The sequence below is a fragment of the Stenotrophomonas ginsengisoli genome (assembly GCF_001431485.1).
GTDB lineage: Bacteria > Pseudomonadota > Gammaproteobacteria > Xanthomonadales > Xanthomonadaceae > Stenotrophomonas > Stenotrophomonas ginsengisoli.
Window position 1 is genome coordinate 13,482 of sequence record NZ_LDJM01000022.1, and the last position, 25,787, is coordinate 39,268.

Sequence of the window (25,787 nt, forward strand, 5' to 3'; positions counted from 1 at the left end):
GGTGATGCCTGTCCGGGCCGGTGGCCGTGCGGCAGCGTAGACTTGCCGCTCTGCCAACTCTTGGGAAGCAACAGCTGATGGTCATGATCACCACCGCATCGGGCCTGCAGTACGAAGACACCACCTTGGGGGTCGGCAGCCTGGCCCGGGTCGGGCGCAATGTGGTGGTGCACTACACCGGCTGGCTGTACGTGGATGGCCAGCGCGGTGCCAAGTTTGATTCCAGCCATGACCATGGCGAGCCGCTGATCTTCCCGCTGGGCAAGGGTGCTGTGATCAAGGGCTGGGACGAGGGCGTGGCCGGCATGCATGTGGGCGGCCGCCGCACCCTGATCATTCCCCCGGCGCTGGGCTACGGCAAACGTGGTGCCGGGCGCGAGATCCCGCCCAATGCCACCTTGTTGTTCGAGGTCGAGCTGCTGGGCACCTGAGCCGGCTCAACCGGCCTTGATGGCCGCGGCGATGGTGGCGATGTCGATCTTGCCCATGTCCATCATGGCGTGGAAGGCGCGCCGGGCCACGCCCGGGTCCGGGTCGGACAGGGCCTGGATCAGCAGGCGTGGGGTGATCTGCCAGCTGATGCCCCAGCGGTCCTTGCACCAGCCGCAGGCGCTGGGCTGGCCGCCGTTGTCCACCAGGGCGTGCCACAGGCGGTCGGTCTGGGCCTGGTCGTCGGTGGCCACCTGGAAGGAAAATGCTTCGCTGTGGCTGAAGGCCGGGCCGCCGTTGAGGCCCAGGCAGGGGATGCCCAGCACATCAAAGCGCACCGTCAGCACCTGGCCGGCGTGGCCACCGGGGTAGTCGTCCGGGGCGTGCTGCACGGCCAGCACGCGGCTGTCGGCAAAGGTGGCGGCGTAGAAGGTGGCCGCCTCCAGGGCCTGGTCGTTGAACCACAGGCAGATGGTGTTGGGCGCGATCATCGTGGCTGCCCGCTGTTGCCCTGGCTGATCTCCAGCAAGGGGCTGAAGCCGCCGTAGATCAGGCGCTTGCCATCAAAGGGCATGGGCTGGTCGGTGTTCATGCGGGGGTCGTCCATCATCGCCTGCATGCCGGCGTCGCGGGTTTCCCGGTCCGGCCATTCCACCCAGGAAAAGACCACCGCCTCGTCCTCGCCGGCCTGCACCGCACGGTAGAAGTCGGTCCATTTGCCATGCGGCACGTCATCGCCCCAGCACTCCACCACGCGCAGCGCGCCGAATTCCAGGAACAGGCTGTCCATCTGCCGGGCGTGCTCGACAAAGGCGCTCTTGTTGGCCAGCGGCACCGCCGCCAGGAAACCATCGACATAGGACACAGGACACCTCCATTGCGTATCGGCTGGCCCGGCATGGCGGGCGGAGATGCCAGCCTGCGCCGGCCATTGTTTGGCCGCCGTGCACGCAGGCCACGGCCTAGGTCAGAGCAACGCAGGGAGGGGAAATGACCGCTGCTTGCGGGCGGAAACTGTGGCGGTGGTCAGGGTTTGATCATTGCGTGCGTGAAGCGTGACATCAGTTCTGGCAATGGGTGACGTACTGCGTCACTATCTGCCGTGTTGAGTTACTTCGCTCAGGGAGTGGTGATCATGCTCGTCGTGTTGCTGATGGTGGTGGTCCTGGCTGGCGGCTTCTGGCTGCACAACAACCGGCAGGTGGACAAGCAGCTGCGCCAGGCGCAGGAGCAGAGCTTTTCGCAGCTGCGCTTCCCGACCTACGGTCAGCGCCTGACCGGTGCCGAGGTCACGGTGATCCGGCGCGACCGCTGCCCGCCGCCGGCCCCGGTACTGCCGGCCGCCGAGGGGGTGCAGGAAGCCTCCTGGTGGTACTGCATGGGCCCGCGCCGCACCGGCTACATGGCGGTGGCCCTGTGCGAGCGGCAGTGGTTGCGCTGGCAGGTGCGCTGGGTGATCCGTCCCTTGGACGAGCAGCACATGCGCCAGGCTCTGGACGGCGATGATGAAGCGTTGTGGTTGGCTTTTGGTGAGGTGGGCGAGCGCGGCCTGCAGTTGTAAGCGGGCGCTCTGGCCAGGCAGGGCCGGCAGGTCCCGCCATGTGGGTATGCAGCGACGGAGTGCTGTTGTTGGCCGTGCCGGGTGACCGGCATGGCCTTTTCTTTGCCTGCCGGAACTTGCCTGTCGGAGCTGGCAGGGCGGGGGCATTGCCGTCAGTGTCCAAACGGTGTGAGTATCGGAGGGCTGCTTGAAGTCCTGCAGCACTTGCGCAAGGTAGCGATGAGGAAAGGCAATGGGATCAAGGTCAGGATGGCTGCCCTGGTTGTGGGCAGTGACTGGTGGGCAGACGCCGGCCGTGCAGGCACCGGCCCTGCATGAGCAGTTGCAGCGGCTGCGGGTGACGGTGGCCGGGCGTGCCCTGAGCGGGCGCAGGCTGCGTGTGCTGCTGGCCCCGGCACTGGCGTCGGAGGCGGTGGCGGCCGGCACGGGCTGCGTGGTCTGGTATTGCCTGGGCCCCGGTGCCCAGGGCTATCGCGCGCTGGCCAGTTGCCGCCGCAGCTGGCGTGGTTGGCAGGTGCGCTGGCAGTTGCAGGTGCTGGACCAGGCGCAACTGCAGCAGGCGCTGGTGGACGATGCGCAGGCCAGTGCCCGGGTTTTCGGCCGCCTGTGCGGTGGGCGCCTGTACGCCTGAGGGGCGCGGCTCAGGCGCAGACCCGGGCCAGGAAAGCGAGCAGGCGCTGCTGGCTGAGCTGGCCCTCGGCGCTGTCCAGGTTGAACTGGTATTCGTGCAACAGCCGCGGCTGGTGGCCGGGGGCAAAGAACAGGCTGTCCACATCCACCCCGAGTGAGCGCAGGCGCTGGTCCAGGGCACGGGCCTGCGGCTCCAGCGGGTCGGCATTGCCACTGGTGACAAAGCACGGTGGCAGTTTCGCGTTGACGTTGGGGGTGATGGCCATCAGCTGCAGGCGGGCATCGTTGCGGAAGTCGCGCTTGCCGGTATAGGCCCACAGCAGGCTGTCCACAAACCAGTTGCGACCCACCCCGGCCAGATCAAACGCGCCGGACAGCAGCACCAGCCCACGCAGCTGTTGCAACAAGGGGTGCGGGGCCATGCCGAGCCGGCGCGCATAACCGGCGCTGCTGCCCATCAGGGCCAGCTGGGCGCTGATCTGTGCCCCGGCCGAGGAGCCGCCCAACACCAGGCGGTGGGTATCCAGGCCGAGGCTGTCGGCCTGTTCGTGCAGCCAGCCCAGGGCCTGGTTCACCTGCCGCAACGGGGTCGGGTAGCGGGCATCGCGGCGTGAGGTGGAATAGCCCACCGCCACCGTGGCGTAGCCGGCACTGGCCAGGATGCGCAACCAGTGGCTGACCGCCTTGCGGCTGCCGGCCACCCAGCCGCCACCGTGGACCCAGACCACAGTGGGCAGGGGCTGTGGCGCGGCCGCCGGCAGATAGATGTCCAGGTGCTCGTCGGCATGGCTGCCATAAGCCAGGTCTGCCAGGTGGCGCACATCATCCGGAACGTGCGGGGCCAGACGCGCCAGGGTCTGGGCATCGCCATGGTTGAACAGCTGTTTGATCAGCAGGGCCCCGGGCCACGGGCTCAGCCGCAGCGCCGCCGGAATCCCCAGCAGGGCGCCCAGGCCCAGCCCCAGTCCATAGACAGTGCGTCGCTTCATGCTCCCCCCTCGCGGCCGTGCGCCCGGGCGCAGTGTAGGTGGCCGCCGGTGGGGGCCGGATCAACATGGCTGCCAATCTCCCTGCAGGAAAGCTTCAGCCGGGATGGGGGTCACGGGATGGGGGTCAGGTTTGTATCGGGAACAGCCCTTGCACGCTGTGGCTGGCGATTGTGGGTATCTGCAGGCCGTGACGCAGGATGTGCAGCCCAGCCTGATGCAACGCATCGGTACGCGCAGCCACCGCATCGCTGGGAACCCAGACATGGAGTCCGCGCATGTTGGCTTCCATGGCTGTGGCCAGGATGCAGGCGTCGGTGGCCAGGCCTGCCAGTACCACATGACGGATCTGGCGTTGTTCGAGCAGTACCGGCAACGGCGTGGCATGCAGAGCTGAGTGCCGAGGTTTGAGCCGGCGTAGATGGTGATCGGCTGGGGACAGTTGCCTGGCCAGTTCCGCTGCCGCTCCGCCCTGCTTGCGACAGTGACCCACCAAGGTATCAAGGTCGTCCTGCCAATGGCCGAAATTGTCATTGGCGTGGATCACGTCTGCATGGGCCTGGTCAAAGCGTGCACGCAAGGCTGCGATGTTTGGCGCGATCTGCAGCGCACGCCGGGCCAGTCCCGGGCCGCCGGAGAAGGCAAACGTGCTGAACAGATCAATCACCAGCAGGGCGCAACGCGGGCCTGCGTTCACTGCTTTTCCTGCCGTTTGAAGAAGCTGATCTTGCCAGATGTCTCCAGTACGGCCAGGCGGATCTGGCTGACGCTGATGATGCCGGCCTGACGCCTTGCGCTGGAAAATTCGTTGTCGCTGATTGCAGCCTGCCGCAGACGCTGGCGGAAAATCACGCCATTGCAGGCCAGTATCCGGGGCTTGCCCTCCAGCTTCTGGTCCACAGCCGTAAAGCGTGTGGCCAGGCGGCCGGTGACGGCATTGATCAGCATCAGGGTGGCAGCAAGCAACAGGCCACCCAGCAGTGAAACATCCTCGCCGATCAAGGAGTTCTGTACTGCGGTGCCCAAAAGCACCAACACGATCAAATCGAATGGCGTGGTTTGCTCCAGGGTGCGCTTGGCGGTGACGCGCAGCAGCACCAGCAGGCAGACATAAACCGCCACCGCACGCAGCACCAGCTCCCACCAGGGCATGTCCAGAACAAGCAGCCGGGACAAGGTCTGTTCCATCGTTATCACCTCGCCGCCATTGGGCCGCATGGCCGATCAATCATGCGTGACCGGCAGCGTGCGGCTGGCCCTAGAATGGGGGCATCTGCAGCCCGGAGGCGATATGAGCATCTTGAACTTCATCCGCAAGGAACTGATCGAGATCATCGAATGGACCGATGATTCGCGTGACACCCTGGCCTACCGCTGGCCGGATGAGGATCGCCAGATCAAGAATGGCGCGCAGCTGATCGTGCGCGAGTCGCAGCAGGTGCAGTTTGTTGCCACCGGCCAGTACGCCGACCTGTTCGGCCCCGGCAAGCACACCCTGTCCACCCAGAACATCCCGGTGCTGTCCACCATCCTGGGCTGGAAGTACGGGTTTGAATCGCCGTTCAAGTGCGATGTCTACTTCCTCAACACGCGCCTGTTCACCGGCAACAAGTGGGGCACCGCCAACCCGGTGATGCTGCGCGATGCCGACTTCGGCATGGTCCGCCTGCGTGCGTTCGGCACCTACGATTTCCGCATCGTCGACCCGCCGAAGTTCCTCAAGGAAGTGGCCGGTACCGACCACAACTTCCGCCTGGATGAGTTCGCCGACACCATGCGTTCGCGCATCGTCAGCGTGTTCTCCGAGGCCCTGGCCCGTTCGGGAGTGCCGGCGCTGGATGTGGCCGCGCGTTATTCGGAACTGGGCGAGGCCCTGTTGCCGGTGATCAACCCGGTGATGGTGGACAAGTACGGCATCCAGATCACCGCCTTCGTGGTGGAGAACGTGTCGGTGCCGCCGGAAGTGGAGCAGGCCATCGACAAGCGCGCCAGCATGGGCGCGATCGGCAACCTCAACGACTTCGTCAAATACCAGATGGGCCAGGGCATGGGCCAGGGCGGCGAGGGTGCCGCGGCTGCCGCGATGCCGGCACAGATGGCGATGGGCTTCGGCATGGCTCAGGAAATGATGAAGTCCATGCAGGGCAGCACCGGCGCTGCACCGCCGCCGTTGCCGCAGGCCGCCACTGCCACTGTCGAGGCCGGGGCGGGCACCGGCCTGGAGGTGCTCACCCCCGAGCAGGCCGCGCAGATGCTCAGCGTCTCGGTCGAGGATGTGATCGCGGCCATCGATGCCGGCGAACTGAAGGCACGCAAGATCGGCAATGCCACCCGTATCGCCCGCAGCGCGCTGGAGGCGTTCCTGCGCGGTGAGTGAGAAGGGCACGCCACCGCCGTTGCCGCAGGCCGGTGACATCACCGTCGGCAAGCATCCGTGCAGCGCTTGCGGCGGTGACATGGTCTGGGATGCGCGCCGGCAGATGCTGCGCTGCCCGTACTGCGGGCAGGAGGCCGCATGGGCGCCAGCGGCTGCGCCACTGCCCGGGCAGGACGGCATTGCCGAGCTGGACCTGGAAGCGGCCCTGGCCAGTGCCGGCAGCGCCCGTGGCTGGGGCGAGGCCCGGCGTGAGGTGCGCTGCCAGAGCTGCCAGGCGATCTCGGTGTTTGAAGGCAACCGGGTGGCGCAGCGCTGCGAATTCTGCGGCTCGCCCTCGATCATCGACCACCAGGCCGGCGAGGATGCGATCACTCCCGGTAGCCTGCTGCCGTTCCAGTACGACCAGGCCCGGGTGCGCGACCTGCTGCGGCGCTGGTATGCCACCCGCCGCTTTGCCCCGGGCAGCCTGAAGCGGGCAGCGCTGACCGATACCCTGCACGGCATCTACCTGCCGTACTGGACCTTCGATGCCCATGTGGCGGCCAGCTGGCGGGCCGAGGCCGGGCATTACTACTACGTGCCGGTTAGCTACCGCGATGCCAACGGCAACAGCCAGACGCGGATGGAGCGGCGCGTGCGCTGGGTGCCGGCCAGTGGCCAGCTGCAGCATTTCTTCGATGATCTGGCCCAGTGCGCTTCGTCCGGCGTGCATGCCGGCCTGCTGCAGCAGATCGAACCCTATCCGTTCAAGCAGCTGCGCCCTTACAGCGCCGAGTACGTGCGTGGCTGGACCGTGGAGCGTTACCAGCTGGACCTGCCCAGTGCCGCGCGCAGCGTGGGCGCGCGCATGGACCAGCAGACCCGCCAGCTGTGTGCGGCCCAGGTGCCCGGCGATACCCATCGTGGCCTGCAGGTGCAGGCCAGCTACAGCGGCCGCACCTTCAAGCATGTGCTGGTGCCGGTGTGGCTGGTGACCTACCGCTACGGCCGCAAGAACTACCAGGTGGCCGTCAACGGCTACACCGGCGTGGTCGCCGGCGAGCGCCCGTACAGCGCCTGGAAGATCATCGGCGCGGTACTGGCCGTGCTGGCCCTGATCGGCTTGCTGGCCCTGCTGCTGCGCTGAGCGCTCAGGCCTTGCGGCTGGCCGGGAACTGCTGGTGCAGCTGGGCCAGCAGGGCGTCCTTGCCTTCCCACAGCTGGTTGACCCAGCGCTGGAATTCGGCCCGGTACTGGGCGTCCTGCTCGTAGTTGCGGCCCAGGAACTGGCGCGGGATCTGGATCTCCTCCAGCCGCACCACCACCTGCTTCATCCGTCCGCACAACAGGTCCCAGAAGCTGGGGCGGCCATCGGGGTAGTGGATGGTGACATTGACCAGGGTCTTGAGCTGTTCGCCCATGGCATCGATGACAAAGGCGATGCCGCCGGCACGCGGCTTGAGCAGGTGCCGGAAGGGGGACTGCTGGGCATCATGGCCGGCCTGGGTGAAGCGGGTGCCTTCCAGGAAGTTGGTGATCGCCACCGGAATCTGGCGGAACTTGGCGCAGGCCTTGCGCGTGGTTTCCAGGTCCTTGCCGCGTTTTTCCGGGTGTTTGGCCAGGTAGGCCTTGGAATAGCGCTTCATGAAGGGGAAATCCAGCGCCCACCAGGCCAGGCCCATCACCGGCACGAAAAGCAGCTCCTTCTTCAGGAAGAAGCGCATCAGCGGGATGCGGCGGTTGAGCTGGTACTGCAGCACCAGGATGTCCACCCAGCTCTGGTGGTTGGAGGTGATCAGGTAGGAGGCGTCCTTGCGCAGGCGCTCACCGCCGCTGACATGCCAGCGGGTGCGCTGGACCATGTCCATCCAGGCCTTGTTGCAGCTGATCCAGCCTTCGCCGATCCAGGCCAGGGCACGGCCCAGGGCCAGGCGGATGCGCTGTACCGGCAGCAGCAGCTTGATCAGGGTCAACAGAAACAGCAGGGCCGCCCAGAAGGCGATGTTGGCGCCGAGCAGGGTGCTGGCGAGGATTCCGCGCAACGTCGGGGGCAGGATATGCAGCATGGGAGACCTTGTTCGGGCCGGGCGTGGATATCGTGCAGGAGGCGATCGGCACGCAACGGCGGGGTATCTGCAGCCATCATACAAAACCATGTGCGCCGCTCCTGTGCCTGATGCGCCGATGTGCGACCCTTTGGCAGATCGCCCCGGCCCGCCGGGCAGCCGCCAAGGATGACGATGACCCCGCCTGCCATGCCCGCTGCAGCCCGCCGCTACGACCTGCTGTTGTTCGATTTCGACGGCACCCTGGCCGATTCCAGCGTGCTGTTTGACCGCTTCGTCCCCGCCCTGGGCCGGCAGCGGGGCGTGCCCGAGCCGGCAGGCGGCTGGCACAGCCTGCGTGGTCTGGACAGCCGGGCCATGCTGCGCGCGCTGCGCATCCGCTGGTGGCAGCTGCCCGGGGTGACGCGGCAGATGCGCGCGACCATGGCCGCGCATCTGGACCAGGTGCAGCTGTATCCGGGCATGCTGCCGGTGCTGCAGCAATTGCATGGCCAGGGTGTGCAGATGGTGGTGGTCAGCTCCAATACCCGGCCCACGGTGGAGCAGATCCTCGGCCCGGCCCTGCCCTTGTTCAGTGCACTGCATTGCGGTGCATCACTGCTGGGCAAGCGCCGGATCATGGCCCGGGCCCTGCGTCAGGCCCGGGTGCCGGCTGCCCGCGCGCTGTCCATTGGCGATGAGTGCCGCGATGCCCAGGCCAGCCAGGCCTGCGGCATTGCCTTTGCCGGGGTCAGTTGGGGCATGGCCACCGCTGCGGCATTGCAGCCCTACAGCGCAGGGGCATTGCTGGCCCGGCCCGATGACCTGTTGCACTGCGTGGCGCAGGGCAATGCCCCGGCCTGATCTGCGTGCTGGGTCACGCCGGCGATGGCGTACCGGCCACAGTTTGCGCAATCGATCCGGGCAAGGTGCCAACCGGCCGGCATTTACGCGCTAGCGTCGGCAGTGGCCAATGTTGGCCATCAAGGGGGCAACCATGATCAGACGCAGTGCTGTCGTTGTTTCTTGCTTGTTGCTGAGCACCGCTGCCTGGGCCAGCACGGTGTGGATCACCGCCACGGGGCAGGGGGGCAGCCAGGTCCAGGCGCGCATCGCAGCCGAATTCAATGCCCAGCTGCAGTGCCATCAGCTCGGTCTGGGCACGATCCAGATCCACTTCTCCAGCTTCACTGCGCTTGCGGGCGGCTGGCAGGCGCAGGTCAGTGCCGAATGCGGCAAGACCGATGGCCCGCCGGACATCTATCACTGATCCACCCATGCGAGTTGTTGGGTCACTGCTTTCAAGGGGAAAAACATGAGAATTGCACTACACGGGCTGGCACTGGTGCTGGCAGGCGGTGTGTTGCTGGCCGCACCGGCGCAGGCCAATCCACCGGTGGCCGATTTCGTGGTCCAGGCCGATGGTTATTCCAGCAGCCAGGACGGTGCGCAAAGTACGGCGATGTACAACGCCGGCATGCAGTGCGCGGCCGGCGGTGCCGGGGTGCGCGAGATCATCCTGCTCGGTTCGGGCAGTGATGGCGGCGGTGGTTGGTGGGCATCGGCGATGGCCATCTGCGGTGGCCCGCCGGGCAGCGGTGAAATGCCCGCACCTTATTGATCAACGACATTGGGGAAAGCGCATGAGAGCTGCAACCACCCTGTTTCTGGCCGGTGCGCTCGTACTTGGCGCAACGGCCAGCGCGGCCTTGCCGTATGCCATTACGGCCACCGCCACCGGTAACTCATTGGGCGATGCACTGTTCAATGCCCAGCAACAGGCACAGGCCCGTTGTGCGGCTGCCGGGCTGGGCGCGGCCGGCAACCTGCAGATCACTGACAGCCGCCCGCTGGGTCTGCAGTGGCAAGTCACCGTGGCCGGCAATTGTGGCGGCAGGTTGGCGCTACGTCCGTAAGCGGAGGGTTTTCAGCGGCCGGGTGGTCTGTGCAGGACGGCCCGACTGTCATTCCACGCAGTTCATTGAAGGGGAAATGCGATGCGCAACAAGATGCTGTTGATGGCTGGCCTGCTGCTGGCCAGTACCGGGGCGATGGCCAATTTCACTCCGGAATTCGCCGTACAGGGCGATGGCTACGGCGCCACCGCCCAGGACGCCATTTACCAGGCCCAGTACAACGCCCTGATCCAGTGTGCGATGCAGGGCGTTGGTGGTCGGGTGCTGCAAACCTACGTTTCCAGTGCGGGAACGTCCTTCCACGCCCATATCACCGCGGTCTGTGGCTCTGCCTACGGCAACCAGCCGGAACTGCCCTGGTAAGGCCGGCACGGCGGGGCGGCTGGCCGTCCCGCCACTTTCCGCGGCAGGCGCGGGGCACCTGCTGCCTCCTGAATATCCCCCATTCACTTGAAAACCACGACATTGCCCCGATAGTCTGTGCCTTGGAATAAAAATAGAGAGGGCTTATGGAAGCCAACACCACTGGAAAGGTCCAGTGCACCAAGTGCCAGACAGTCTACGAGCCGGTGATCAAGGTTCTGGAACGGGTTTGCCCACAATGCCTGTCGATCAAGACGGTGCCGGTGGAAAGCCACGAGAGCACCGCCCAGGCCACTGCCTGAGGCTGGCGCACACAGAAAATGAAAAGGCCAGGCATCTGCCTGGCCTTTGCTTTTGGCGCGGTTGCGCCCGGGCACTTATTCGCCCTGGTACTGCTTTTCTTCCACCAGGGCCGAGCCGGCAACCTGGTTGATGTGGTTTTTGACCGTGATGCGCTGGCCATTGGTCTGGTAGACGCCACGGGCCAGCTGGATGAAGGCATCGGCGAAGGTCTGCGCGGCCTCATGCTCGCGCAGGGCGTCCTGGATATCCCACATGCGCAGGTTGATCGCCTTGAGCTGGTCCTTCAGGCCAGCCAGTTCCGGCGCGCGCCGTACCTGGTCGGCCAGCAGCGGCAGCAGGCCGTCCAGCTCGGTACGCACATTGGCCAGCTTGCCGGCATCGTCGATGCGTTCGGCCTTGATCTCCAGGATGGTGATCTTGTCGATGAGCTCGCCAATGGAAACCGGGGTAAGGATCGTATCCATGCTGATGGTCGTAATGCGTTGATCAGCGCAGATGATAGCGCGCCAGGGCTGCCGGGATTGGCGTTGCGGCCCGCGGTGCGCGGCAACCGGCTTTGCGCAATCGGTGGCTTATGAACGGGCTTGTAAAAATTCCGTTGTGCAAAACAAGGCTTTCAGGGGCCGTTGCGTGGCAGCCAGCACAATCGCGCCGCTGACCAACGGTGCATTGCCAGTGGCGGCAGGTTTTTCCCTTGAAGGATTCATCCATGAAGAAGTTCGTGATTGCACTGGCCGTCGCTGCTGCCCTGCCGATGGGCGCGCAGGCTGCTGACAACATTTCCTACAACTATGCCGAAGTGGACTACGTCACTTCGCACAATGATGTCCCGGACGATGCCGATGGTTGGGGCCTGAAGGCTTCGGTCGCCGTGCTGCCGAACATGCACGTGTTTGGTGACTTCAACCGCCAGACCCTGGATGACAGCAAGCTGGACATCGACACCTGGCGTGTCGGCGTGGGCTACAACCGCGCCATCAACGAAGCCACCGACGTGGTTGCCCGCCTGGCCTACCAGCAGCAGGACCCGGAACTGGGTCACCACCTGCCGGGCCTGAGCGCCGAAGTCGGCCTGAACACCGCTTACGGTGAGCACATGCAGGTCTACGGCGCACTGGGCTGGGAAGACTACACCCGCACCAAGGGTGTGAACCCGAAGGGTGAGTTCTTCGGCCGTCTGGGCATGCTGGCCAAGCTCAACCAGAACTGGTCGGTCAACGCCTCGCTGAAGTACGACGTTGACGGCAACATCGAAGTGCAGGCCGGCCCGCGTTTCAGCTGGTAATGGCCTGATGCCTGCCGCTGGCCCGAGGCCGGTGGCAGTGCAGCTGCAAAAAAGCCCGGCATTGCCGGGCTTTTTTGTTGGTCGGCCAACCAGGGCGGCCGGCAGGCAATCAGTCGCGCAGGCGCTCGGTCAGGCCCTTGAGGAAGTTGCGCAGGACCTGGTCGCCGGCCTCGCGGAAGTTCTTGTGCGACGGGTCGCGGAACATGGCCGACAGCTCCGGCTTGGACAGCGGCAGGCCGACATCCTCGAAGATGCCGTGCATGTCCTCGTCCTTCAGGTTGAAGGCCACACGCAGCTTCTTCAGTACCAGGTTGTTGGAGGAACGCGGCTCGAACGGGCGACGGCTGCCGTCCGGGCTGGGGCCGCGGCGCAGCAGGATGATGCCATCCAGAAAGCGCACCAGGGCCGCATCCGGGCAGGCCACGAACAGCGGGTTGTCTTCGGCGCGCAGCCAGTCGTTGACCTGGGATTCGTCCACGGCAAAGGCCGGATCAACCGCCTGCATGATTTCCACAACCTTGCCGTTGCTGAGGTCGAACATGTAACGGAGGCTGCGCAGTACGTCGTTGTTGATCATTGCTGGGTCCTTCTGCCGTGTGGCAATCGGCGGGCATTGTACGCGGCGGCGGGCCGCCACTGGGTAGAATGCGGCGCGGCAGGTTGGCCTGCTTTCAGTACCGATCTGCCTGTTTTTGCCGGAGTTGCCCATGAGTCTGCGCGCCACTGTCCACCTGCTGCTGCATGCGGCCATTCCCGCCCTGCTGGCGCTGCTGTTCTGGCGGCCGCAGGCCACCCGGGCCTGGATGTGGATGATGGCCGCCTTCGTGATCGACCTGGACCACCTGCTGGCCGACCCGATCTACGCCCCGGACCGTTGCTCCATCGGCTTCCACCCGCTGCATACCGCACCGGCGATGGTGGCCTATGTGGGCCTGGCCGCGTGGCCGCGCACGCGCTGGTTCGGGGTCGGCCTGATCGTGCATGTGGTGCTGGACGGGCTGGACTGCGTGCTGATGCGCTGAAGCCTCAATCCAGGCGGGCAAAGCCGTACAGCGCGGCCAGCGGGTGGGCCCGGCGCTCGATCGCTGCGCGCAGCAGGGCCGCGCCGGTCATCGAGTAGGTGATGCCATTGCCGCCATAGGCCATGGCAAACAGCACCCGGCTGCCGTATTGCGGGTGGGCGCCGAAGAAGGGCAGGCCATCGGCGGTCTCGGCAAAGGTGCCGGCCCAGCTGAAGGCGCTTTGTAGCGGCAGGTGTGGAAACAGCCGTTGCACCTTGCGCAGCAGGGTGCTGGCCTTGCGTTGCACGCGCGCATCGCGGCGGGCAGGAATGTCCAGCTCATCGTCCTCGCCGCCGATCAACAGACGGTCATCGCCGGTACTGCGCAGGTACAGGTAGGGACGGGCGGTCTCCCACAGCATGGTCCGGCGCAAGGGGCCGAGCAGCTCAGGGTCGATCGGGTCGGTGACCAGGGCGTAGCTGCTGTGGTTGCGGGCCACTTTGCGCTGCAGCCACTGCTGGGCCTGATAGCCCGTGGCCACCACCAGATGCTGGCAGACGATGCGCTGGCCAGTGTCGGTGATCACTTCAACCCCGCGGCGCAGCGGGCGCAAGCTGCTGGCCGTGGTGCGGTCATGCACCGCCACCCCGGCCCTGGCCAGACGCGCAAACAGGCGGTAGGTCAGGCGGTAAGGATCCACCCGCGCGGCCTTGGCGCTGAGGATCGCCGCCGGTGCATCCACGCCGTAGCGCTGCTGCACCTGTTCGGCGCGCAGCCAGCGCTGGGCGATGCCGTGGCGCTGGCGCATGGCGAATTCGTCGGCCAGGTCGGCCACATCACGGCGGCGGCTGGCGTAGTACAGGCTGGCCAAGGGCTTGAAATCGACATCGCGCAACGGCCGGCACAGCTGCCGCAGTTCATCGATGGCAGCGGCGCAACCCAGATAGGCGGCCGCCGCGTTGTCCTCACCGTAACGACGCGCCAGCTCGACCATCGGGGTGTCGATCTCGAACTGCAGCATCGCGGTGCTGGCCGCGGTGGAGCCCCAGCCGATGTCACGCTGTTCGATCACCACCACCTCGTGGCCACCGTTGCGGGCCAGCTCGTCGGCAATCAAGGCGCCGCTGATGCCGCCGCCGATCACCAGCACCTGGCAGCGCAGGTCCTGCTGCAGAGGGGGGAAAGCCTGCATCAGGCCATTTTTGACTGCCCAGAACGGGTAACCGCTTTTCAGGTCCATTGCCGATGCCTGTCACAGGGAGGCTGGCAGTGTGCGCAGCACGGTGTGTGGGGATTGTCTGAATGGTGTACGTGGCCGGAGGAGACTGAATACGCGCCGCAATGAAAAAATGCCGACCGGGTCGCAAGGCCTGAGACCGTTTTTCGTGACAGTGCGCCACCATGGAATTGATGCAGAAACTGGCCGTTCTGGCCGATGCCGCCAAATACGATGCCTCCTGTTCCTCCAGCGGCGGGGCACGGCGCGATTCGCGTGCCGGCAAGGGCGTGGGCAGCACCGAAGGCATGGGCATCTGCCATTCCTACACGCCCGATGGCCGCTGCGTGTCACTGCTGAAGATCCTGCTGACCAACTTCTGCATTTTCGATTGCGCCTACTGCGTCAACCGGGTCAGCTCGAATGTGCGACGGGCGCGCTTCAGCACCGAAGAAGTGGTGCAGTTGACCCTGGATTTCTACAAGCGCAACTACATCGAAGGGTTGTTTCTTTCCAGCGGCATCATCGTCAGCGGTGACTACACCATGGAACAGCTGGTGGAAGTGGCGCGGTCCTTGCGCGAGGACCACCACTTCGCCGGCTACATCCACCTCAAGACCATTCCCGAGGCCAGCCCGGAGCTGATCGAGAAGGCTGGCCGTTATGCCGACCGCCTCAGCATCAATGTCGAGCTGCCCACCGAGGAAGGGCTCAAGGCGCTGGCACCGGACAAGCAGGTGGCCGACATCCGCGGGGCGATGGACAGTGTGCATGCCGGCATCGTGCGCAACCGTGCCGAGCGCCGTGAACAGATCGGGCAGCCCTTGCGCCGGGCCAAGCCGCCACGTTTCGCCCCGGCCGGGCAGAGCACGCAGATGATTGTCGGCGCCGACAGCGCCAACGATGGCGACATCCTGCGCACCTCCAGCACGCTGTATGACACCTACCGCATGCGCCGGGTCTATTACTCCGCGTTCTCGCCCATTCCCGATGCCTCGGCCCAGCTGCCGGCACGCTCGCCGCCGTTGCAGCGCGAGAACCGCCTCTACCAGGCCGACTGGCTGCTGCGGTTTTACGAGTTCGATGTCGAGGAAATCGCCTCCACCGGCGATGCCAACGGTATGCTCGAGCTGGACATCGACCCCAAGCTGGCCTGGGCGCTGCGCAACCCGGATTTCTTCCCGGTCGACCTGAACACCGCCGACCGCGCAATGCTGCTGCGGGTGCCGGGCCTGGGCGTGCGCAATGTGGAGAAGATCATTGCCTCGCGCCGGCATGGCCGCCTGCGCCTGGACGAGCTCAGCCGCCTGCGGGCGCCCTTGAGCAAGATGCTGCCTTTCATCAGTGTGCTCGACCACCACCCGCGCCAGCGCCTGGATGATCCGGCCCGGCTGCGCGCCGAGCTGGCCCCGGCGCCGCGTCAGGGGGATCTGTTCGGATGAGCTGGCAGGCACAGGTGGACCCGGGCTGGAGCCTGGAATGCTGGCGCAACCTGGCCCGTCAGGCCTGGGAGGCGCAGCTGGCCCCGGAGCAGGTGAACTGGGAACAGCCGCAGCAGGGCAGCCTGCTGCCGGGCACCTCGGTGGCCCAGGCCAGCGCGGTACGCAGTGGCTTGAATGTGCCGGCGGCGTTCATGGACATGGCCGGGCGGGTGGTCTGCCACCGTGACCCGGGCCGGCATGCCCTGCTGTACCGCCTGCTCTGGCGCATCGGCCAGGGCGAGCGTGGCCTGCTGCAACGGGCCCTGGATGCCGATGTGCACCGCCTGCGCGGGCTGGAGAAATCCGTCGGCCGCGACCTGCACAAGATGAAGGCCTTCGTGCGCTTCCGCCCGCTGCCCGGGCAGGACAACACCTACGCGGCCTGGTTCGAGCCGGAGCACTACATCCTGGACCGCATCGCGCCGTTCTTCCTGCGCCGCTTTGCCGGCATGCGCTGGTCCATCCATACCCCGTACCGCAGCGTGGTCTGGGACGGCCAGGCACTGTGGTGGGGCGAGGGCGGTGACCGCGAGGCGGTGCCAGCCGAGGATGCCGGGGAAAAACTGTGGCAGGCCTATTACGCCAACACCTTCAACCCGGCGCGTTTGAACACGCGCATGATGCGCCAGGAAATGCCGCAGAAATACTGGCACCTGCTGCCCGAAACCCACTTGTTGCCCGAGCTGGTGCGCACCGCCGGCAGCCGTGTCCAGGCCATGGCCGAGCGTGCGCACGAACCGGCCCGGCGCCGCATCCCGGCGCGCCGGACCAGCAACACGGCCGATTGATCAGGCGGTGGAGCGGCCGGTGTGCGGGGTGTGGATCAGCGTGCTGATGTCAAAGCCCTGGGCCTGGGCATGGGCCAGGTACTGGTTGCGGGTGGCCTCATCCAGGTGCGGGTGGCGGGCCAGCAACCACAGGTATTTGTGGTCCGGGCTGCCGACCAGGGCCACGCTGTAGGCGGGGTCGAGCTTGAGGATCCAGTAATCGCCCTTGGTGAAGGGGATCCAGCGCAGGCCTTCGGGCAGAAAGCTCACTTCCAGCTTGCTGTTGGTGGTGTCCACGGTGGTGGCACGGCCGATCGATTCATCGACCTCGCCGTTGTGCAGCATACGGTTGTGCACCCGTACCGAGCCATCTTCGTTGAGGCTGTAAGTGGCCGTGATGTCGGTGGCGTCGGCCGGCTCGTGGCGCATCGGCAAGCGGGCAATTTCATACCAACGGCCCAGATAGCGGGCCAGATCAACCTGTTGCACGGTGGTGACGCTGTGCTGGGTCATGGTGACTCCATGCGTTTGGGCAGGGGGGGCCTTTATGGCCAATGCGCAGTGTGCAGGGTGTGTTTTTTTCCGGTGCAGGTGGCAGGCGTAGACTGACACGTCCCCATCGATTTCGATGATGACCGATGCAATGGCTGGCGTCATGCCCTTGCATGCGGCATCGAGCGAGCAACCGGCATGACCGCTGAATCTTCCTCCGCGCCGCGTGCGTTGCCCTGGCAGCGCCAGTTGCTGCGCAACCTGTTGACCTTGCGCCCCTTGCCGGCAGGACGCCTGGGTTTTTCGCTGCGCGCCGGCCTGTGTGTGGCCGCACCGGTGTTGATCGGCTGGCTGCTGGGTGAGCCCAAGGCCGGCATGATGGCCGCCCTGGGCGGTTTGACCGGCCTGTATGGCAGTGGCCGGCCCTATGCCAGCCGTGCCGTGGTGCTGGCCCTGGTGGCCGCCGCGTTCGCGCTGGCGGTGGGCTTTGGTGACTGGATCGGGCATGCCTGGCCGCAGTGGGTGGTGCCGGTGGTGGCGCTGATCGCGATGCTGGCCACCTGGTTGTGCAATGGCCTGCGGGTCGGGCCGCCGGGAGCCTATCTGTTCATGCTGGCCTGTGCCTCGGGCAGTGCGATGCCGGTATCGGATATCAGCCCGCTGCAGGTGGGCCTGCTGGTGGCCGCCGGTGGTGCAGTGGCCTGGCTGCTGCACATGCTCGGCGCGTTGTTGGACCTGCGCGGCCCGGAACGCGCCGCCGTCGGTGCGGCCGGCCAGGCCGTGCAGGATTGGCTGGAGGTGGCAGGGCAGGCTGATGGCCCGGCGGCGCGACAGCGGGCGGCCATGGCCCTGCACGATGCCTGGCAGGCCCTGGTCAGTTTCCAGCCCAGGCACACCGCCGCGCACGGCACGCTGGCCCGCCTGCGCCACCTCAACCGGCAATGGCACCAGTTGTTTGCCGATGCGCTGTCCGGGCGTGTTGGCCTGGACCAGGCGCGCGCCGCAGCCACGCAGCTGCAGGCCCGCCTGCACGATCGCCACTGGAGCGTGCCGGACAACGGCCATGGCCACTGGCCACTGGGCGGGCCGGGCATCCGCGTGGCCCTGGTCGAGGCCCTGCGTGCCGGTTCGTCCTCGCGCCTGGTGATTGTCCGGGTCGGGCTGGCCGCGCTGGTGGCCGGCAGCGTCGCCGCCTGGTTCGAGCTGGAGCGCGCCTACTGGGCGGTGGCGGCCGCGGTGTTGATGCTGCATACCGGGATGGACTGGATGCGCACCCTGCAACGCAGTGTCGAGCGCCTGCTCGGTACCTGGGGCGGCCTGCTGCTCACCGGCGCCCTGCTGTGGTGGCAGCCGCAAGGCCTGTGGCTGGTGGCGGTGATCTTCTGCCTGCAGTTCACCGTGGAAATGCTGGTGATGCGCAACTACACCCTGGCCGCATTGTTCATCACCGCCACCGGCATGACCCTGGCTGCCGGCGGCCATGTGCAGAATGATCCGGCCGGTTTCCTGCTTGCCCGTGGCGTGGATACCCTGCTCGGCTGTGTGGTCGCCCTGGGCGTGCATGCATTGCTGCCCGGCCGTCATGCCGGGCGTCAGGTCGACCAGGAACTGTCACGCCTGCTGCAGGCACTGGTGGCGCTGAACAGCCACCTGGCCTGGGCCGAACTGGACAGCCCGGCCGCGCGCCAGCTGCGTGCCGATGTCAGCCACCGGCGTTTTGCCCTGGCCCAGGCCTGGGAGCAGGCACAGCAGGCCGGGCCGCTGCTGCAGGCCGCTGCCGACCAGCGCTGGGCCAGCCTGGCCGCGGTGCAGGAGCTGACCTACCGCATGCTGGCCATGGCCTGGCACCTGGAGCAGCAACCGCAGCAAGCCGCCCGCCACAGTGCGCGTGCGGCCTATGGTGCCGACGGTGTTGCACGGGTCCAGGCCGCCTTGCTGCAGTTGCAACCGGGCCAGCCCGCTGCGCTTGAGCAGCCGTTGCCGGCCGACCTGCCCGAGTTCGTGCAAGGCCCGCTGCAGCGCGCCTGGGAAGCTATGCAGCAGCCAGCCGGCCCTGCACCGGGTCGGCCCAGGCCTTGATTTATAGTGGCAGGCCTCGTGCTGATTGCCGTATGCCTGCAGGTTCCCATGCCATTTACTGCCTTGTTGCGTCATTGCCTGTTGTTGTTTGCCCTGGTCAGCGGATTGTCTGTCGCCGCGCCGTTTGCCCAGGCACAGGTGCAGCAAGGCGGCCAGACCCTGACCGAGCAGGCACGCAGCCAGCTGCAGCAGTCCACCCGCCAGGTGCAGCAGATCCGCAAGTCGATGGCCGACATCGAGTCATCGGAAACCCTGCGTTCGCTGTCCGAGCAGGCACTGGAAGTGCAGCGGGTGGCCGACCAGGCCGTACGTGAGCTCGGCCCGGAACTGGAACGCCTGGATGCACGCATCGCCCAGCTTGGCGAGCTGGCCGAAGGCAGCAGCGAAGGCAGCACGGTGGCCAACCAGCGCAAGTCGCTGGGCAGCCAGCGCAACCAGGTCGATGACCTGATCAAGCAGGGCAACCTGCTGTCGGTGGAGGCGCGCCAGCTGTCCGAGGCGATCGAGAAGGAGCGGGTGCAGCGTCTGGGCCAGCAGCTGGGCCTGCGCGTGGCCTCGCCGTTGTCGCCCCTGCTGTGGCAGAAGGTGATTGCCCAGGTGCCAGCCGACCTGGAGCGCTTTGATGTGCTGTTGCGCCAGCAACGCCAGGCGCTGGAGCGTGGCATCGGCAAGCACGGCTGGGCCCTGCCGCTGAGTGCAGTGGGCGTGGCCCTGGTCCTGTTCTTCCCGCTGCGGCTGTGGCTGCGGCGGCTGGGCCGGCGGGTGGCCGCGTCCGAGCGCGCGCCCAAGGGACGCCTGCGCCGTACCGGCCTGGCCGTGTGGCTGATGCTGGTCGGCACGGTGCTGCCGGGGGTATCGGCCCTGGTGGTGGTGGCGGCGTTGAAGGCCATTGACGGCATTGCCCCGCGCTTTGTGCAGGTGGCCGACAGCGTGGTCAGTGCCAGCTTCCTGGCCGCCTTCATTACTGCTTTGAGCGCCTGCCTGCTGGTGCCCAAGCGCCCGTCCTGGCGTTTGTTGCCACTGGATGACCAGGCCGCCGCGCGCCTGCGCAAGTACGCCTGGATGGCGGCCGGGCTGATGTGGGTGACCTGGGTCGGGCGTTCGGTCAACCGCGCCGCACGCACCAGTGAAATCACCGGTGTCGCCCTGGATGGCCTGCTGGCGCTGGGCTACATCGCCCTGATCATGGCCATGCTGATGTCGCTGACCCGCCTGCACCGCCGCCAGCAGCGCGAGCAGGCCGAGCAGGCCGCCGCCAACGGCGGCAACGTATCGCCGGCCGCCCGACGCCAGGGCGGCTGGGCAGTGCTGGTACGGGTGTTCGGCCATCTCACCGTGGCCGCCGCGTTGCTGGCCACCCTGCTGGGCTGGATCAACCTGGCCATGTTTGCCGCCCAGCAGATGATCTGGCTGGGCGTGGTCGGCCTGGCCCTGCTGTTGCTGCTGAAGTTTGCCGACGACCTGGCCATGCGCGTGTTTGCCGCCGACAGCCCCAGCGGCAAGGCGGTGATGCTGGCCACCGGCCTGAGCGGCAACCGCCTGGAGCAGGTCGGGGTGCTGGCCTCGGCCCTGCTGCGCCTGGGCCTGATCTTCCTGGCCCTGATCGCCATTGCCCTGCCGCAGGGCAACAGTGCGGTGGTGCTGGGCTGGTTTGACACCCTGCGCAACGGCATCACCATCGGTGACACCGTGTTGCGGCCGTGGACCCTGGTGCGCGCGCTGCTGGTGCTGGGCATTGGCCTGGGCGTGCTGCAGCTGCTGCAGCGCTGGCTGGTGGACACTTACCTGCCCAGGACCAGCATGGATGCCGGCGGGCGCAATTCGGTCAGCACCGTGGCCCGCTACCTGGGCCTGGCGATCGTTGCCCTGTGGACCCTGGCCGCACTCGGCCTGGGCTTCCAGAAACTGGCCCTGGTGGTCAGTGCGCTGTCGGTGGGTATCGGTTTCGGCCTGCAGGCAATCACCCAGAACTTCTTCTCCGGCCTGATCCTGCTGGCCGAGCGGCCGGTCAAGATCGGTGACCTGGTGCGCATCGGCGACCTGGAAGGCGATGTGCGCCGGATCAGCGTGCGTGCCACCGAGATCCAGGCCGGCGACAAGTCCACCCTGATCGTGCCCAACTCCGAGCTGATCACCAAGACCGTGCGCAACATGACCCTGTCCAATCCGACCGGGCGGGTGCAGATCAAGTTCCAGGTGCCGCTGTCCACCGATGTGGCCCAGCTGCGCGAGGTGTTGCTGGGCGTGTATGCCGCCCATCCCGGCGTGCAGGAGGAGCCGGCGCCGTCGTTCTATGTCGATGGCATTGATGGCGGCATGATCACCATAAACAGCTTTGGCCACGTCGGCAGCCCGCGCAACGTCTATTCGATCAAGTCCGACCTGCTGTTCGAGTTGCTGGTGGCCTTGCAGGCGGCGGGCATCGCGCTGTCCACGCCCACCGATGTGCACCTGCTCAAGGACAGCCAATAAGCGCTTGCAGGCCGGCGCCGGGGCGCTGCCCCGGCGCGACGGCGCAGTCAGCGCAGGCCGCGCTCCTCGCGCTCGTCGGCACTGCTGCGCCGGTCAAACAGCAGCGAGCTGATGATCAGGCCCAGGGCGATGACCACCGCGATCATCAGCAGCACCATTGCCACCACCGGGTAGCCGAACAGGCTCCAGCGGCTTTCAATGCGCATCAGCATCGCCGAGGACAACAGCAGGGCCGAGGTGATCAGGCCGGCGGCGACGCGGTTGGCCACCTTCTGGATGTTCTCCATCAGGCGTGACTCTTCCAGCCCGGTGACCTTCATCTGCAGGCGGTTCTCGGCCAGCAGGCCGAGGATCTCGCTGACCCGGCGTGGCCCCTGACGGGCCAGTAGTTGCAGCTCGATCATCTCGCTGGCCACGTTGGCCTGTGAGAAGGTCTTTTTCAGCCGCGCGCGCAGCACCGACTGCAGCTGGCGCTCCACGATCCGGCGCAGGTCCAGCTCCGGGGACAGGTGGTGGCAGACGTTTTCCAGGTTGAGCAGGGCCTTGCCCAGCACGCTCAGCTCCGGCGGGGTGCGCAGGCCGCAGAAGGTGGCGATGCGGACCACCTCCAGCACCACCTGGCCCTCGCTCATGCTGCTGATGGCCGCATAACGGGCGATCATCTGCCCGGTCTCGCGCAGGTAGCGCTCCTCCTCGAAATCCTCCAGCCGGGTGGAGATGGCGATGATCTCGTCAGCCACTTCCTCGCCCCGGCCATCGATGGCGGCAAACAGCACCTTGAGCAGGCGCTCGCGCAGGCGCGGCGGCACGTGGGCGACCATGCCCAGGTCGAAGATCGCCAGCCGGTTGTCGGCGGTGACGCGCAGGTTGCCCGGGTGCGGGTCGGCATGGATCTCGCCATGCACGAAGATCTGGTCCAGATAGCCGCGCACCAGGGCGGCGGCCAGCGGGTCCATGCTCTGTTCGGTACGCCGCACCTGTGGGATCGCATCCACGCGCACGCCGCCGACCAGTTCCAGGGTCAGCACACGTTTGCTGCACAGGTCCAGGATCGGCTGCGGTACCCACAGCTCCGGGTACGGTGCCAGATGCTGGCCGAAACGCTGCAGGTTGCCGGCCTCGGCCTCGTAGTCCAGCTCCATGCGCAGGGTGCGCGAGAACTCGGCCAGCCAGTCGCTCAGGCGCACGCGGCGGCCAACCCGGGTGAAACGATCCGCAGCACTGGCAAAGCTGCGCAGCACGCCCAGGTCCGAGCGCAGCTGGGCGGCCACATCCGGCTTTTGCACCTTGACCGCCACCTCGCGGCCGTCGCGCAGCACCGCGCGGTGGACCTGGGCAATCGAGGCGCAGCCCAGCGGCACCGGATCAAAGACCAGGAACAGTTTGTTGACCGGTGCGCCCAGCTCGCTCTCCACCACCGCGATCAATTGCTCCACCGGTACCGGGGCCACCTTTTCCTGCATCCGCTCCAGCGCGGCCAGATACTCCGGCGGCAGCATGTCCGGGCGGGTGGAGAGCAGCTGGCCGAGTTTGACGAAGGTGGTGCCCAGTGCTTCCAGATCGGTCACGAACTGGGTCGGGCTGCCCTGGCTCTGCCCGCGCGCTGCCGGCGGCAGGTTGGGGTCGAGCTGGATGGAGGAAAACACCCCGGAATTACGGTGGCGCAGCAGCAGTTGCAGGATCTGGCGGCGGCGCAGCATGCCATCGATGGTTGGCGTGGCGGGGGCGGTCGGCTGGGACAAGGCCGGCTCCGGTAGAGGAAAGGTGAAAGGCAGTGTTGCCAGTGCCCGGTTGTGGCCAGGTGAACACGTCTGTCAATTCACCACGCAATCGGCACAATGGGCCTCCTCCCCGCGGATGTGGAATGTTTATGGCCGGTGCCAGCCTGTTCATGCTGATTGACGATATCGCCACCCTGCTCGATGACGTGGCGGTGTTGACCAAGCTGGCGACCAAGAAGACCGCCGGTGTGCTGGGCGACGACCTGGCCTTGAACGCCCAGCAGGTGACCGGGGTCAGCGCGGCGCGGGAGCTGCCGGTGATCTGGGCGGTGGCCAAGGGCTCGCTGGTCAACAAGGCCATCCTGGTGCCGGCGGCACTGGCCATCAGTGCGCTGGAAGTGTGGCTGCGCGGGCGCGGCATCGATATTCCGATCATCGTCACCCTGATGCTGATCGGCGGCAGTTTCCTGTGCTTTGAAGGGGTGGAGAAGCTGGTCCACCACTTCTTCCACAAGCATGACGAGGACCGGGAGATGCAGCGCCAGGCCCGTCTGGAGGCGATGATCGACACCTCGGTGGACGTGGTGGCACTGGAGAAGGAAAAAGTCAGCGGCGCGATCCGCACCGACTTCATCCTTTCGGCCGAAGTGATCGTGCTGACCCTGGGCATTGTGGCTGCCGCCAGTTTCGGCCAGCAGGTGATCACCCTGATCGCCATTGCGGTGGCCATGACCGTGTTTGTCTATGGCCTGGTCGGCGGCATCGTCAAGATCGACGATCTCGGCCTGTGGCTGAGCCGCAAGGGCGGTGTGTCCGCGGTGATCGGCCGCGGCCTGGTGGCCTCGGCCCCGATCCTGATGAAGGTGCTGTCGGTGGTCGGCACCCTGGCCATGTTCCTGGTCGGTGGCGGCATCGTGGTCCACAACGTGCCGGCCGTGCACCACGCCGTTGCTGCGTTGCTGCCGCAAAGCGGCTGGGGCAACAGCATCGGCAATGCCCTTGCCAGCCTGGTGGTGGGCGTGATCGTCGGTGCGCTGGTGCTGGGTGTGGTCAGCCTGGTCAAGCGCCTGTTCGGCGGCAAGAGCGCGCACTGAGCACGCCCTGGAGCTACACCAGCTCCACCCCGGCCTCGCTGCCATCGCTGGGCAGCACAGCCTCAAGCCGGTCCAGGTGCTGGTCCACCGACAAGGCGGTGTGCCAGCGCATCACGCTGGCCCGCCAGCGTGGGACCTGCACATGGCTGGCCAGTTCGCGGCGCAGGCTCATCAGGCGGTCCTGCGCGGCCAGCAGCGAGGCGCCGGGCAGCAGCATCACAAACAGCCCCTCGGACAGCCGCAACAACTGCTCGTCGGCGTGCAGCAGCGGCTGCAGGGCGCTGGCCAGTTGCTGCTGCAGTTGCTGGCCGGCCTTGCGTCCGAGCAGCCGGTGACACTGCTGCAGGCCCTGGATGGCGATCAGCCCCAGGTTGAGCACCGGCATCTGCGCCAGCTGCGTGGCGACCAGGGCGTCGAGCTGGCCTTCGGCCGCCAGCCCGGTCAGGGCATCGGTGCCGGACGGCCGCTGCCGGGCCTGTGCATCCAGTTCCTGCAGACGGGCCCGGGCCTGCTCCAGGGCCTGTTCGGTCTGTTGGTACTGGCTCTGCAATTGGCTGAACTGCTGTTGCAGCTGCACCGTGTCCTTGACCAGGGTGTTGAGCAGGCCGACCAGGTCATTGCCGTTGCGGGCCTGGCCCAGGGCCTGGGGCAGGGCGCGGACCCGGTCCAGGTACTGCTCGCCACCGGCACCGAGCCCGAATTCGCTCCAGCAGCCGGCCAGCTGCGGGGTGAAGTGCTCCAGCGCACTGCTGGCCTGTTCCAGGCCCTGCTGCAGCATGCCCTGACGGTAGCTGGCCTGGCGCAGCGATTGCAGCGCCTGCTGCAGCTGGGCCGGGTCATGCGGGGCATCGAGCAGGGGCATCACCGTCTGCAGTTCGGCATACAGCCAGCTGTCCGGGCTGAGCAGCTGGCTGATGTTGTCCAGCAGCAGGGCAAACAGTGACAGCAGCAGGGTGCGCTGCTCCTGCGCGGCATGGCCGTTGTGCTGCAGCTGCTGGTCAAACAGGCGCAGCTCCTGTTCCAGGGTTTCCAGCGGCAGGCCCGGCTGCCATTGACGCAGGCCATCGGCCAGCAGTTCGGCCTGCTCGGCCAGGCTGGCCGGCTGCAGGCTCAGGGCCATGTTGTCGAGCAGGTTGACGCTGAGATCGCGCAGGCGCTCGCCGCTGGTGTGGCCGCAGCCGTTGCCGGTCTCGATGGTGCGGATGTACTTGTCCAGCAACTGGCGCAACAGGCGGCCACTGCGGCTCCAGTCCGATTCGTTGCAGGCCGCCTGCAGGCGCAGGCCCATGTCGGCCAGCTCGCCGCCCAGCCCGGCCAGGCCATCGGCGAAGGCCAGCAGCAGGGCCTCGGGGTGGTTGAGCCCGGCAAAGCGGCGCTCGAGCATCTCGCGGCTGGCCTGGACCACGCGCTCGTGCCCGTTCACGGCCACCGGGGCGGCATCGGTGCTGCCCGCACGTGGCCGGAACAGGCCATGCAGGCCTGCCCGCAGAGGGGGAGTGGAGGTGCGCTGTTCGGGCATGGGCCGGTGGGTCCGGGGGCAGGAGAGAGGTACAAGAAAGTTAACGGCGGGCCGGCTCCCGGCTTGAGTGT

General features: G+C 66.8%; 29 protein-coding genes and 1 pseudogene. 18 read left to right on the plus strand and 12 right to left on the minus strand.

Annotated elements, in window-relative coordinates; translation table 11 throughout:
- Nucleotides 1-77: 77 nt before the first annotated feature.
- The gene (locus ABB30_RS09385; protein WP_057638051.1) at nucleotides 78-431 is read left to right on the plus strand and encodes an FKBP-type peptidyl-prolyl cis-trans isomerase; all 354 of its coding nucleotides are present in this window, start codon (nucleotides 78-80) and stop codon (nucleotides 429-431) included.
- Nucleotides 432-437: 6 nt separating this feature from the next.
- Here ABB30_RS09385 and ABB30_RS09390 read toward each other — a convergent pair whose 3' ends face one another.
- Both ABB30_RS09390 and ABB30_RS09395 read right to left on the minus strand, forming a co-directional pair.
- Nucleotides 438-920, minus strand: a complete 483-nt coding sequence (locus ABB30_RS09390; protein WP_057638052.1) for a VOC family protein — start codon at nucleotides 918-920, stop codon at nucleotides 438-440.
- The gene (locus ABB30_RS09395) at nucleotides 917-1,294 is read right to left on the minus strand and encodes a DUF1428 domain-containing protein (protein ID WP_057638053.1); all 378 of its coding nucleotides are present in this window, start codon (nucleotides 1,292-1,294) and stop codon (nucleotides 917-919) included. Before ABB30_RS09395 ends, ABB30_RS09390 begins: the two co-directional genes overlap by 4 nt.
- Before the next feature lie 270 nt (nucleotides 1,295-1,564).
- Here ABB30_RS09395 and ABB30_RS09400 point away from each other — a divergent pair, with 270 nt between their 5' ends.
- Together ABB30_RS09400 and ABB30_RS09405 are read left to right on the plus strand one after the other, a co-directional pair.
- A complete protein-coding gene (locus ABB30_RS09400) occupies nucleotides 1,565-1,990 on the plus strand; it encodes a hypothetical protein (protein WP_152980678.1) in 426 nt (141 codons plus the stop codon).
- A 262-nt stretch (nucleotides 1,991-2,252) separates the two neighbouring features.
- Complete coding sequence (locus tag ABB30_RS09405; RefSeq protein ID WP_152980679.1) at nucleotides 2,253-2,621, plus strand: hypothetical protein; 369 nt, start codon at nucleotides 2,253-2,255, stop codon at nucleotides 2,619-2,621.
- Nucleotides 2,622-2,631: 10 nt separating this feature from the next.
- On the opposite strand, the gene ABB30_RS09410 is transcribed toward ABB30_RS09405, so the two are convergent.
- From ABB30_RS09410 to ABB30_RS09420, 3 genes are all read right to left on the minus strand, one after another.
- Nucleotides 2,632-3,609, minus strand: a complete 978-nt coding sequence (locus ABB30_RS09410) for an alpha/beta hydrolase (RefSeq protein WP_057638056.1) — start codon at nucleotides 3,607-3,609, stop codon at nucleotides 2,632-2,634.
- A gap of 124 nt (nucleotides 3,610-3,733) precedes the next feature.
- Complete coding sequence (locus ABB30_RS09415) at nucleotides 3,734-4,303, minus strand: cysteine hydrolase family protein (protein ID WP_057638057.1); 570 nt, start codon at nucleotides 4,301-4,303, stop codon at nucleotides 3,734-3,736.
- Nucleotides 4,300-4,794, minus strand: a complete 495-nt coding sequence (locus tag ABB30_RS09420; RefSeq protein WP_057638058.1) for a DUF421 domain-containing protein — start codon at nucleotides 4,792-4,794, stop codon at nucleotides 4,300-4,302. Before ABB30_RS09420 ends, ABB30_RS09415 begins: the two co-directional genes overlap by 4 nt.
- 103 nt (nucleotides 4,795-4,897) lie before the next feature.
- Here ABB30_RS09420 and ABB30_RS09425 point away from each other — a divergent pair, with 103 nt between their 5' ends.
- Together ABB30_RS09425 and ABB30_RS09430 are read left to right on the plus strand one after the other, a co-directional pair.
- Entirely contained in the window at nucleotides 4,898-5,983 is a 1,086-nt protein-coding gene (locus tag ABB30_RS09425) for an SPFH and helix-turn-helix domain-containing protein (RefSeq protein WP_057638059.1), read from the plus strand.
- Nucleotides 5,976-7,109 (plus strand): TFIIB-type zinc ribbon-containing protein, encoded by a 1,134-nt coding sequence (locus ABB30_RS09430; protein ID WP_211263477.1) that lies wholly within the window; start codon nucleotides 5,976-5,978, stop codon nucleotides 7,107-7,109. The genes ABB30_RS09425 and ABB30_RS09430 overlap by 8 nt, the downstream gene beginning before the upstream one ends.
- Nucleotides 7,110-7,113: 4 nt before the next feature.
- Here ABB30_RS09430 and ABB30_RS09435 read toward each other — a convergent pair whose 3' ends face one another.
- Complete coding sequence (locus ABB30_RS09435) at nucleotides 7,114-8,028, minus strand: acyltransferase (protein ID WP_057638060.1); 915 nt, start codon at nucleotides 8,026-8,028, stop codon at nucleotides 7,114-7,116.
- Nucleotides 8,029-8,202: 174 nt separating this feature from the next.
- Between ABB30_RS09435 and ABB30_RS09440 the strand changes: the two genes are divergently transcribed.
- From ABB30_RS09440 to ABB30_RS16510, 6 genes are all read left to right on the plus strand, one after another.
- On the plus strand, nucleotides 8,203-8,871 hold the full coding sequence (locus tag ABB30_RS09440) for an HAD hydrolase-like protein (protein WP_161808848.1): 669 nt from the start codon (nucleotides 8,203-8,205) through the stop codon (nucleotides 8,869-8,871).
- A 166-nt stretch (nucleotides 8,872-9,037) separates the two neighbouring features.
- Nucleotides 9,038-9,277, plus strand: coding sequence for a hypothetical protein (locus ABB30_RS09445; RefSeq protein WP_057638062.1), 240 nt, complete (start codon nucleotides 9,038-9,040; stop codon nucleotides 9,275-9,277).
- Between the two features lie 45 nt (nucleotides 9,278-9,322).
- Nucleotides 9,323-9,628 carry a hypothetical protein gene (locus ABB30_RS09450; protein WP_152980680.1) on the plus strand — a complete coding sequence of 102 codons (306 nt, stop codon included), beginning with the start codon at nucleotides 9,323-9,325 and terminating at the stop codon, nucleotides 9,626-9,628.
- A 22-nt stretch (nucleotides 9,629-9,650) separates the two neighbouring features.
- Nucleotides 9,651-9,923, plus strand: coding sequence for an MBT domain-containing protein (locus ABB30_RS16255; RefSeq protein ID WP_152980681.1), 273 nt, complete (start codon nucleotides 9,651-9,653; stop codon nucleotides 9,921-9,923).
- Between the two features lie 81 nt (nucleotides 9,924-10,004).
- Complete coding sequence (locus tag ABB30_RS09455; protein ID WP_057638064.1) at nucleotides 10,005-10,286, plus strand: hypothetical protein; 282 nt, start codon at nucleotides 10,005-10,007, stop codon at nucleotides 10,284-10,286.
- Nucleotides 10,287-10,432: 146 nt separating this feature from the next.
- Nucleotides 10,433-10,588, plus strand: a complete 156-nt coding sequence (locus ABB30_RS16510) for a hypothetical protein (RefSeq protein WP_161808849.1) — start codon at nucleotides 10,433-10,435, stop codon at nucleotides 10,586-10,588.
- Between the two features lie 75 nt (nucleotides 10,589-10,663).
- On the opposite strand, the gene ABB30_RS09460 is transcribed toward ABB30_RS16510, so the two are convergent.
- Nucleotides 10,664-11,053 carry a DUF6165 family protein gene (locus tag ABB30_RS09460; protein WP_057638065.1) on the minus strand — a complete coding sequence of 130 codons (390 nt, stop codon included), beginning with the start codon at nucleotides 11,051-11,053 and terminating at the stop codon, nucleotides 10,664-10,666.
- Nucleotides 11,054-11,298: 245 nt separating this feature from the next.
- On the opposite strand from ABB30_RS09460, the gene ABB30_RS09465 reads away from it, so the two are divergent.
- Nucleotides 11,299-11,874: a porin family protein gene (locus ABB30_RS09465; protein ID WP_057638066.1), complete on the plus strand. Its 576-nt coding sequence runs from the start codon at nucleotides 11,299-11,301 to the stop codon at nucleotides 11,872-11,874.
- A 109-nt stretch (nucleotides 11,875-11,983) separates the two neighbouring features.
- Here the strand turns inward: ABB30_RS09465 and ABB30_RS09470 are convergent, their stop codons facing one another.
- Nucleotides 11,984-12,451, minus strand: a complete 468-nt coding sequence (locus ABB30_RS09470; protein WP_057638067.1) for a YehS family protein — start codon at nucleotides 12,449-12,451, stop codon at nucleotides 11,984-11,986.
- A 130-nt stretch (nucleotides 12,452-12,581) separates the two neighbouring features.
- On the opposite strand from ABB30_RS09470, the gene ABB30_RS09475 reads away from it, so the two are divergent.
- Nucleotides 12,582-12,896 (plus strand): DUF6122 family protein, encoded by a 315-nt coding sequence (locus tag ABB30_RS09475; protein ID WP_057638068.1) that lies wholly within the window; start codon nucleotides 12,582-12,584, stop codon nucleotides 12,894-12,896.
- 4 nt (nucleotides 12,897-12,900) lie between these two features.
- Here ABB30_RS09475 and ABB30_RS09480 read toward each other — a convergent pair whose 3' ends face one another.
- Nucleotides 12,901-14,115, minus strand: a complete 1,215-nt coding sequence (locus tag ABB30_RS09480; protein WP_057638069.1) for an NAD(P)/FAD-dependent oxidoreductase — start codon at nucleotides 14,113-14,115, stop codon at nucleotides 12,901-12,903.
- A 161-nt stretch (nucleotides 14,116-14,276) separates the two neighbouring features.
- Between ABB30_RS09480 and ABB30_RS09485 the strand changes: the two genes are divergently transcribed.
- Nucleotides 14,277-15,533, plus strand: a complete 1,257-nt coding sequence (locus tag ABB30_RS09485; RefSeq protein ID WP_057638070.1) for a putative DNA modification/repair radical SAM protein — start codon at nucleotides 14,277-14,279, stop codon at nucleotides 15,531-15,533.
- A pseudogene (locus tag ABB30_RS09490) lies at nucleotides 15,530-16,333 on the plus strand (TIGR03915 family putative DNA repair protein); the annotation flags it as partial. The gene ABB30_RS09485 and the pseudogene ABB30_RS09490, both read left to right, overlap by 4 nt.
- A gap of 27 nt (nucleotides 16,334-16,360) precedes the next feature.
- On the opposite strand, the gene ABB30_RS09495 reads toward ABB30_RS09490, so the two are convergent.
- Nucleotides 16,361-16,852, minus strand: a complete 492-nt coding sequence (locus ABB30_RS09495; RefSeq protein WP_057638072.1) for a lipocalin family protein — start codon at nucleotides 16,850-16,852, stop codon at nucleotides 16,361-16,363.
- 177 nt (nucleotides 16,853-17,029) lie between these two features.
- Between ABB30_RS09495 and ABB30_RS09500 the strand changes: the two genes are divergently transcribed.
- On the plus strand, nucleotides 17,030-18,910 hold the full coding sequence (locus ABB30_RS09500) for an FUSC family protein (RefSeq protein ID WP_057638073.1): 1,881 nt from the start codon (nucleotides 17,030-17,032) through the stop codon (nucleotides 18,908-18,910).
- A 48-nt stretch (nucleotides 18,911-18,958) separates the two neighbouring features.
- On the plus strand, nucleotides 18,959-21,382 hold the full coding sequence (locus tag ABB30_RS09505) for a DUF3772 domain-containing protein (RefSeq protein WP_057638074.1): 2,424 nt from the start codon (nucleotides 18,959-18,961) through the stop codon (nucleotides 21,380-21,382).
- A 47-nt stretch (nucleotides 21,383-21,429) separates the two neighbouring features.
- On the opposite strand, the gene ABB30_RS09510 is transcribed toward ABB30_RS09505, so the two are convergent.
- Nucleotides 21,430-23,082, minus strand: a complete 1,653-nt coding sequence (locus ABB30_RS09510; RefSeq protein ID WP_083489802.1) for an ABC1 kinase family protein — start codon at nucleotides 23,080-23,082, stop codon at nucleotides 21,430-21,432.
- A gap of 170 nt (nucleotides 23,083-23,252) precedes the next feature.
- Between ABB30_RS09510 and ABB30_RS09515 the strand changes: the two genes are divergently transcribed.
- Nucleotides 23,253-24,197: a DUF808 domain-containing protein gene (locus ABB30_RS09515; protein WP_057638076.1), complete on the plus strand. Its 945-nt coding sequence runs from the start codon at nucleotides 23,253-23,255 to the stop codon at nucleotides 24,195-24,197.
- A gap of 13 nt (nucleotides 24,198-24,210) precedes the next feature.
- On the opposite strand, the gene ABB30_RS09520 is transcribed toward ABB30_RS09515, so the two are convergent.
- The gene (locus tag ABB30_RS09520; RefSeq protein WP_057638077.1) at nucleotides 24,211-25,716 is read right to left on the minus strand and encodes a diguanylate cyclase domain-containing protein; all 1,506 of its coding nucleotides are present in this window, start codon (nucleotides 25,714-25,716) and stop codon (nucleotides 24,211-24,213) included.
- Nucleotides 25,717-25,787: the final 71 nt, after the last annotated feature.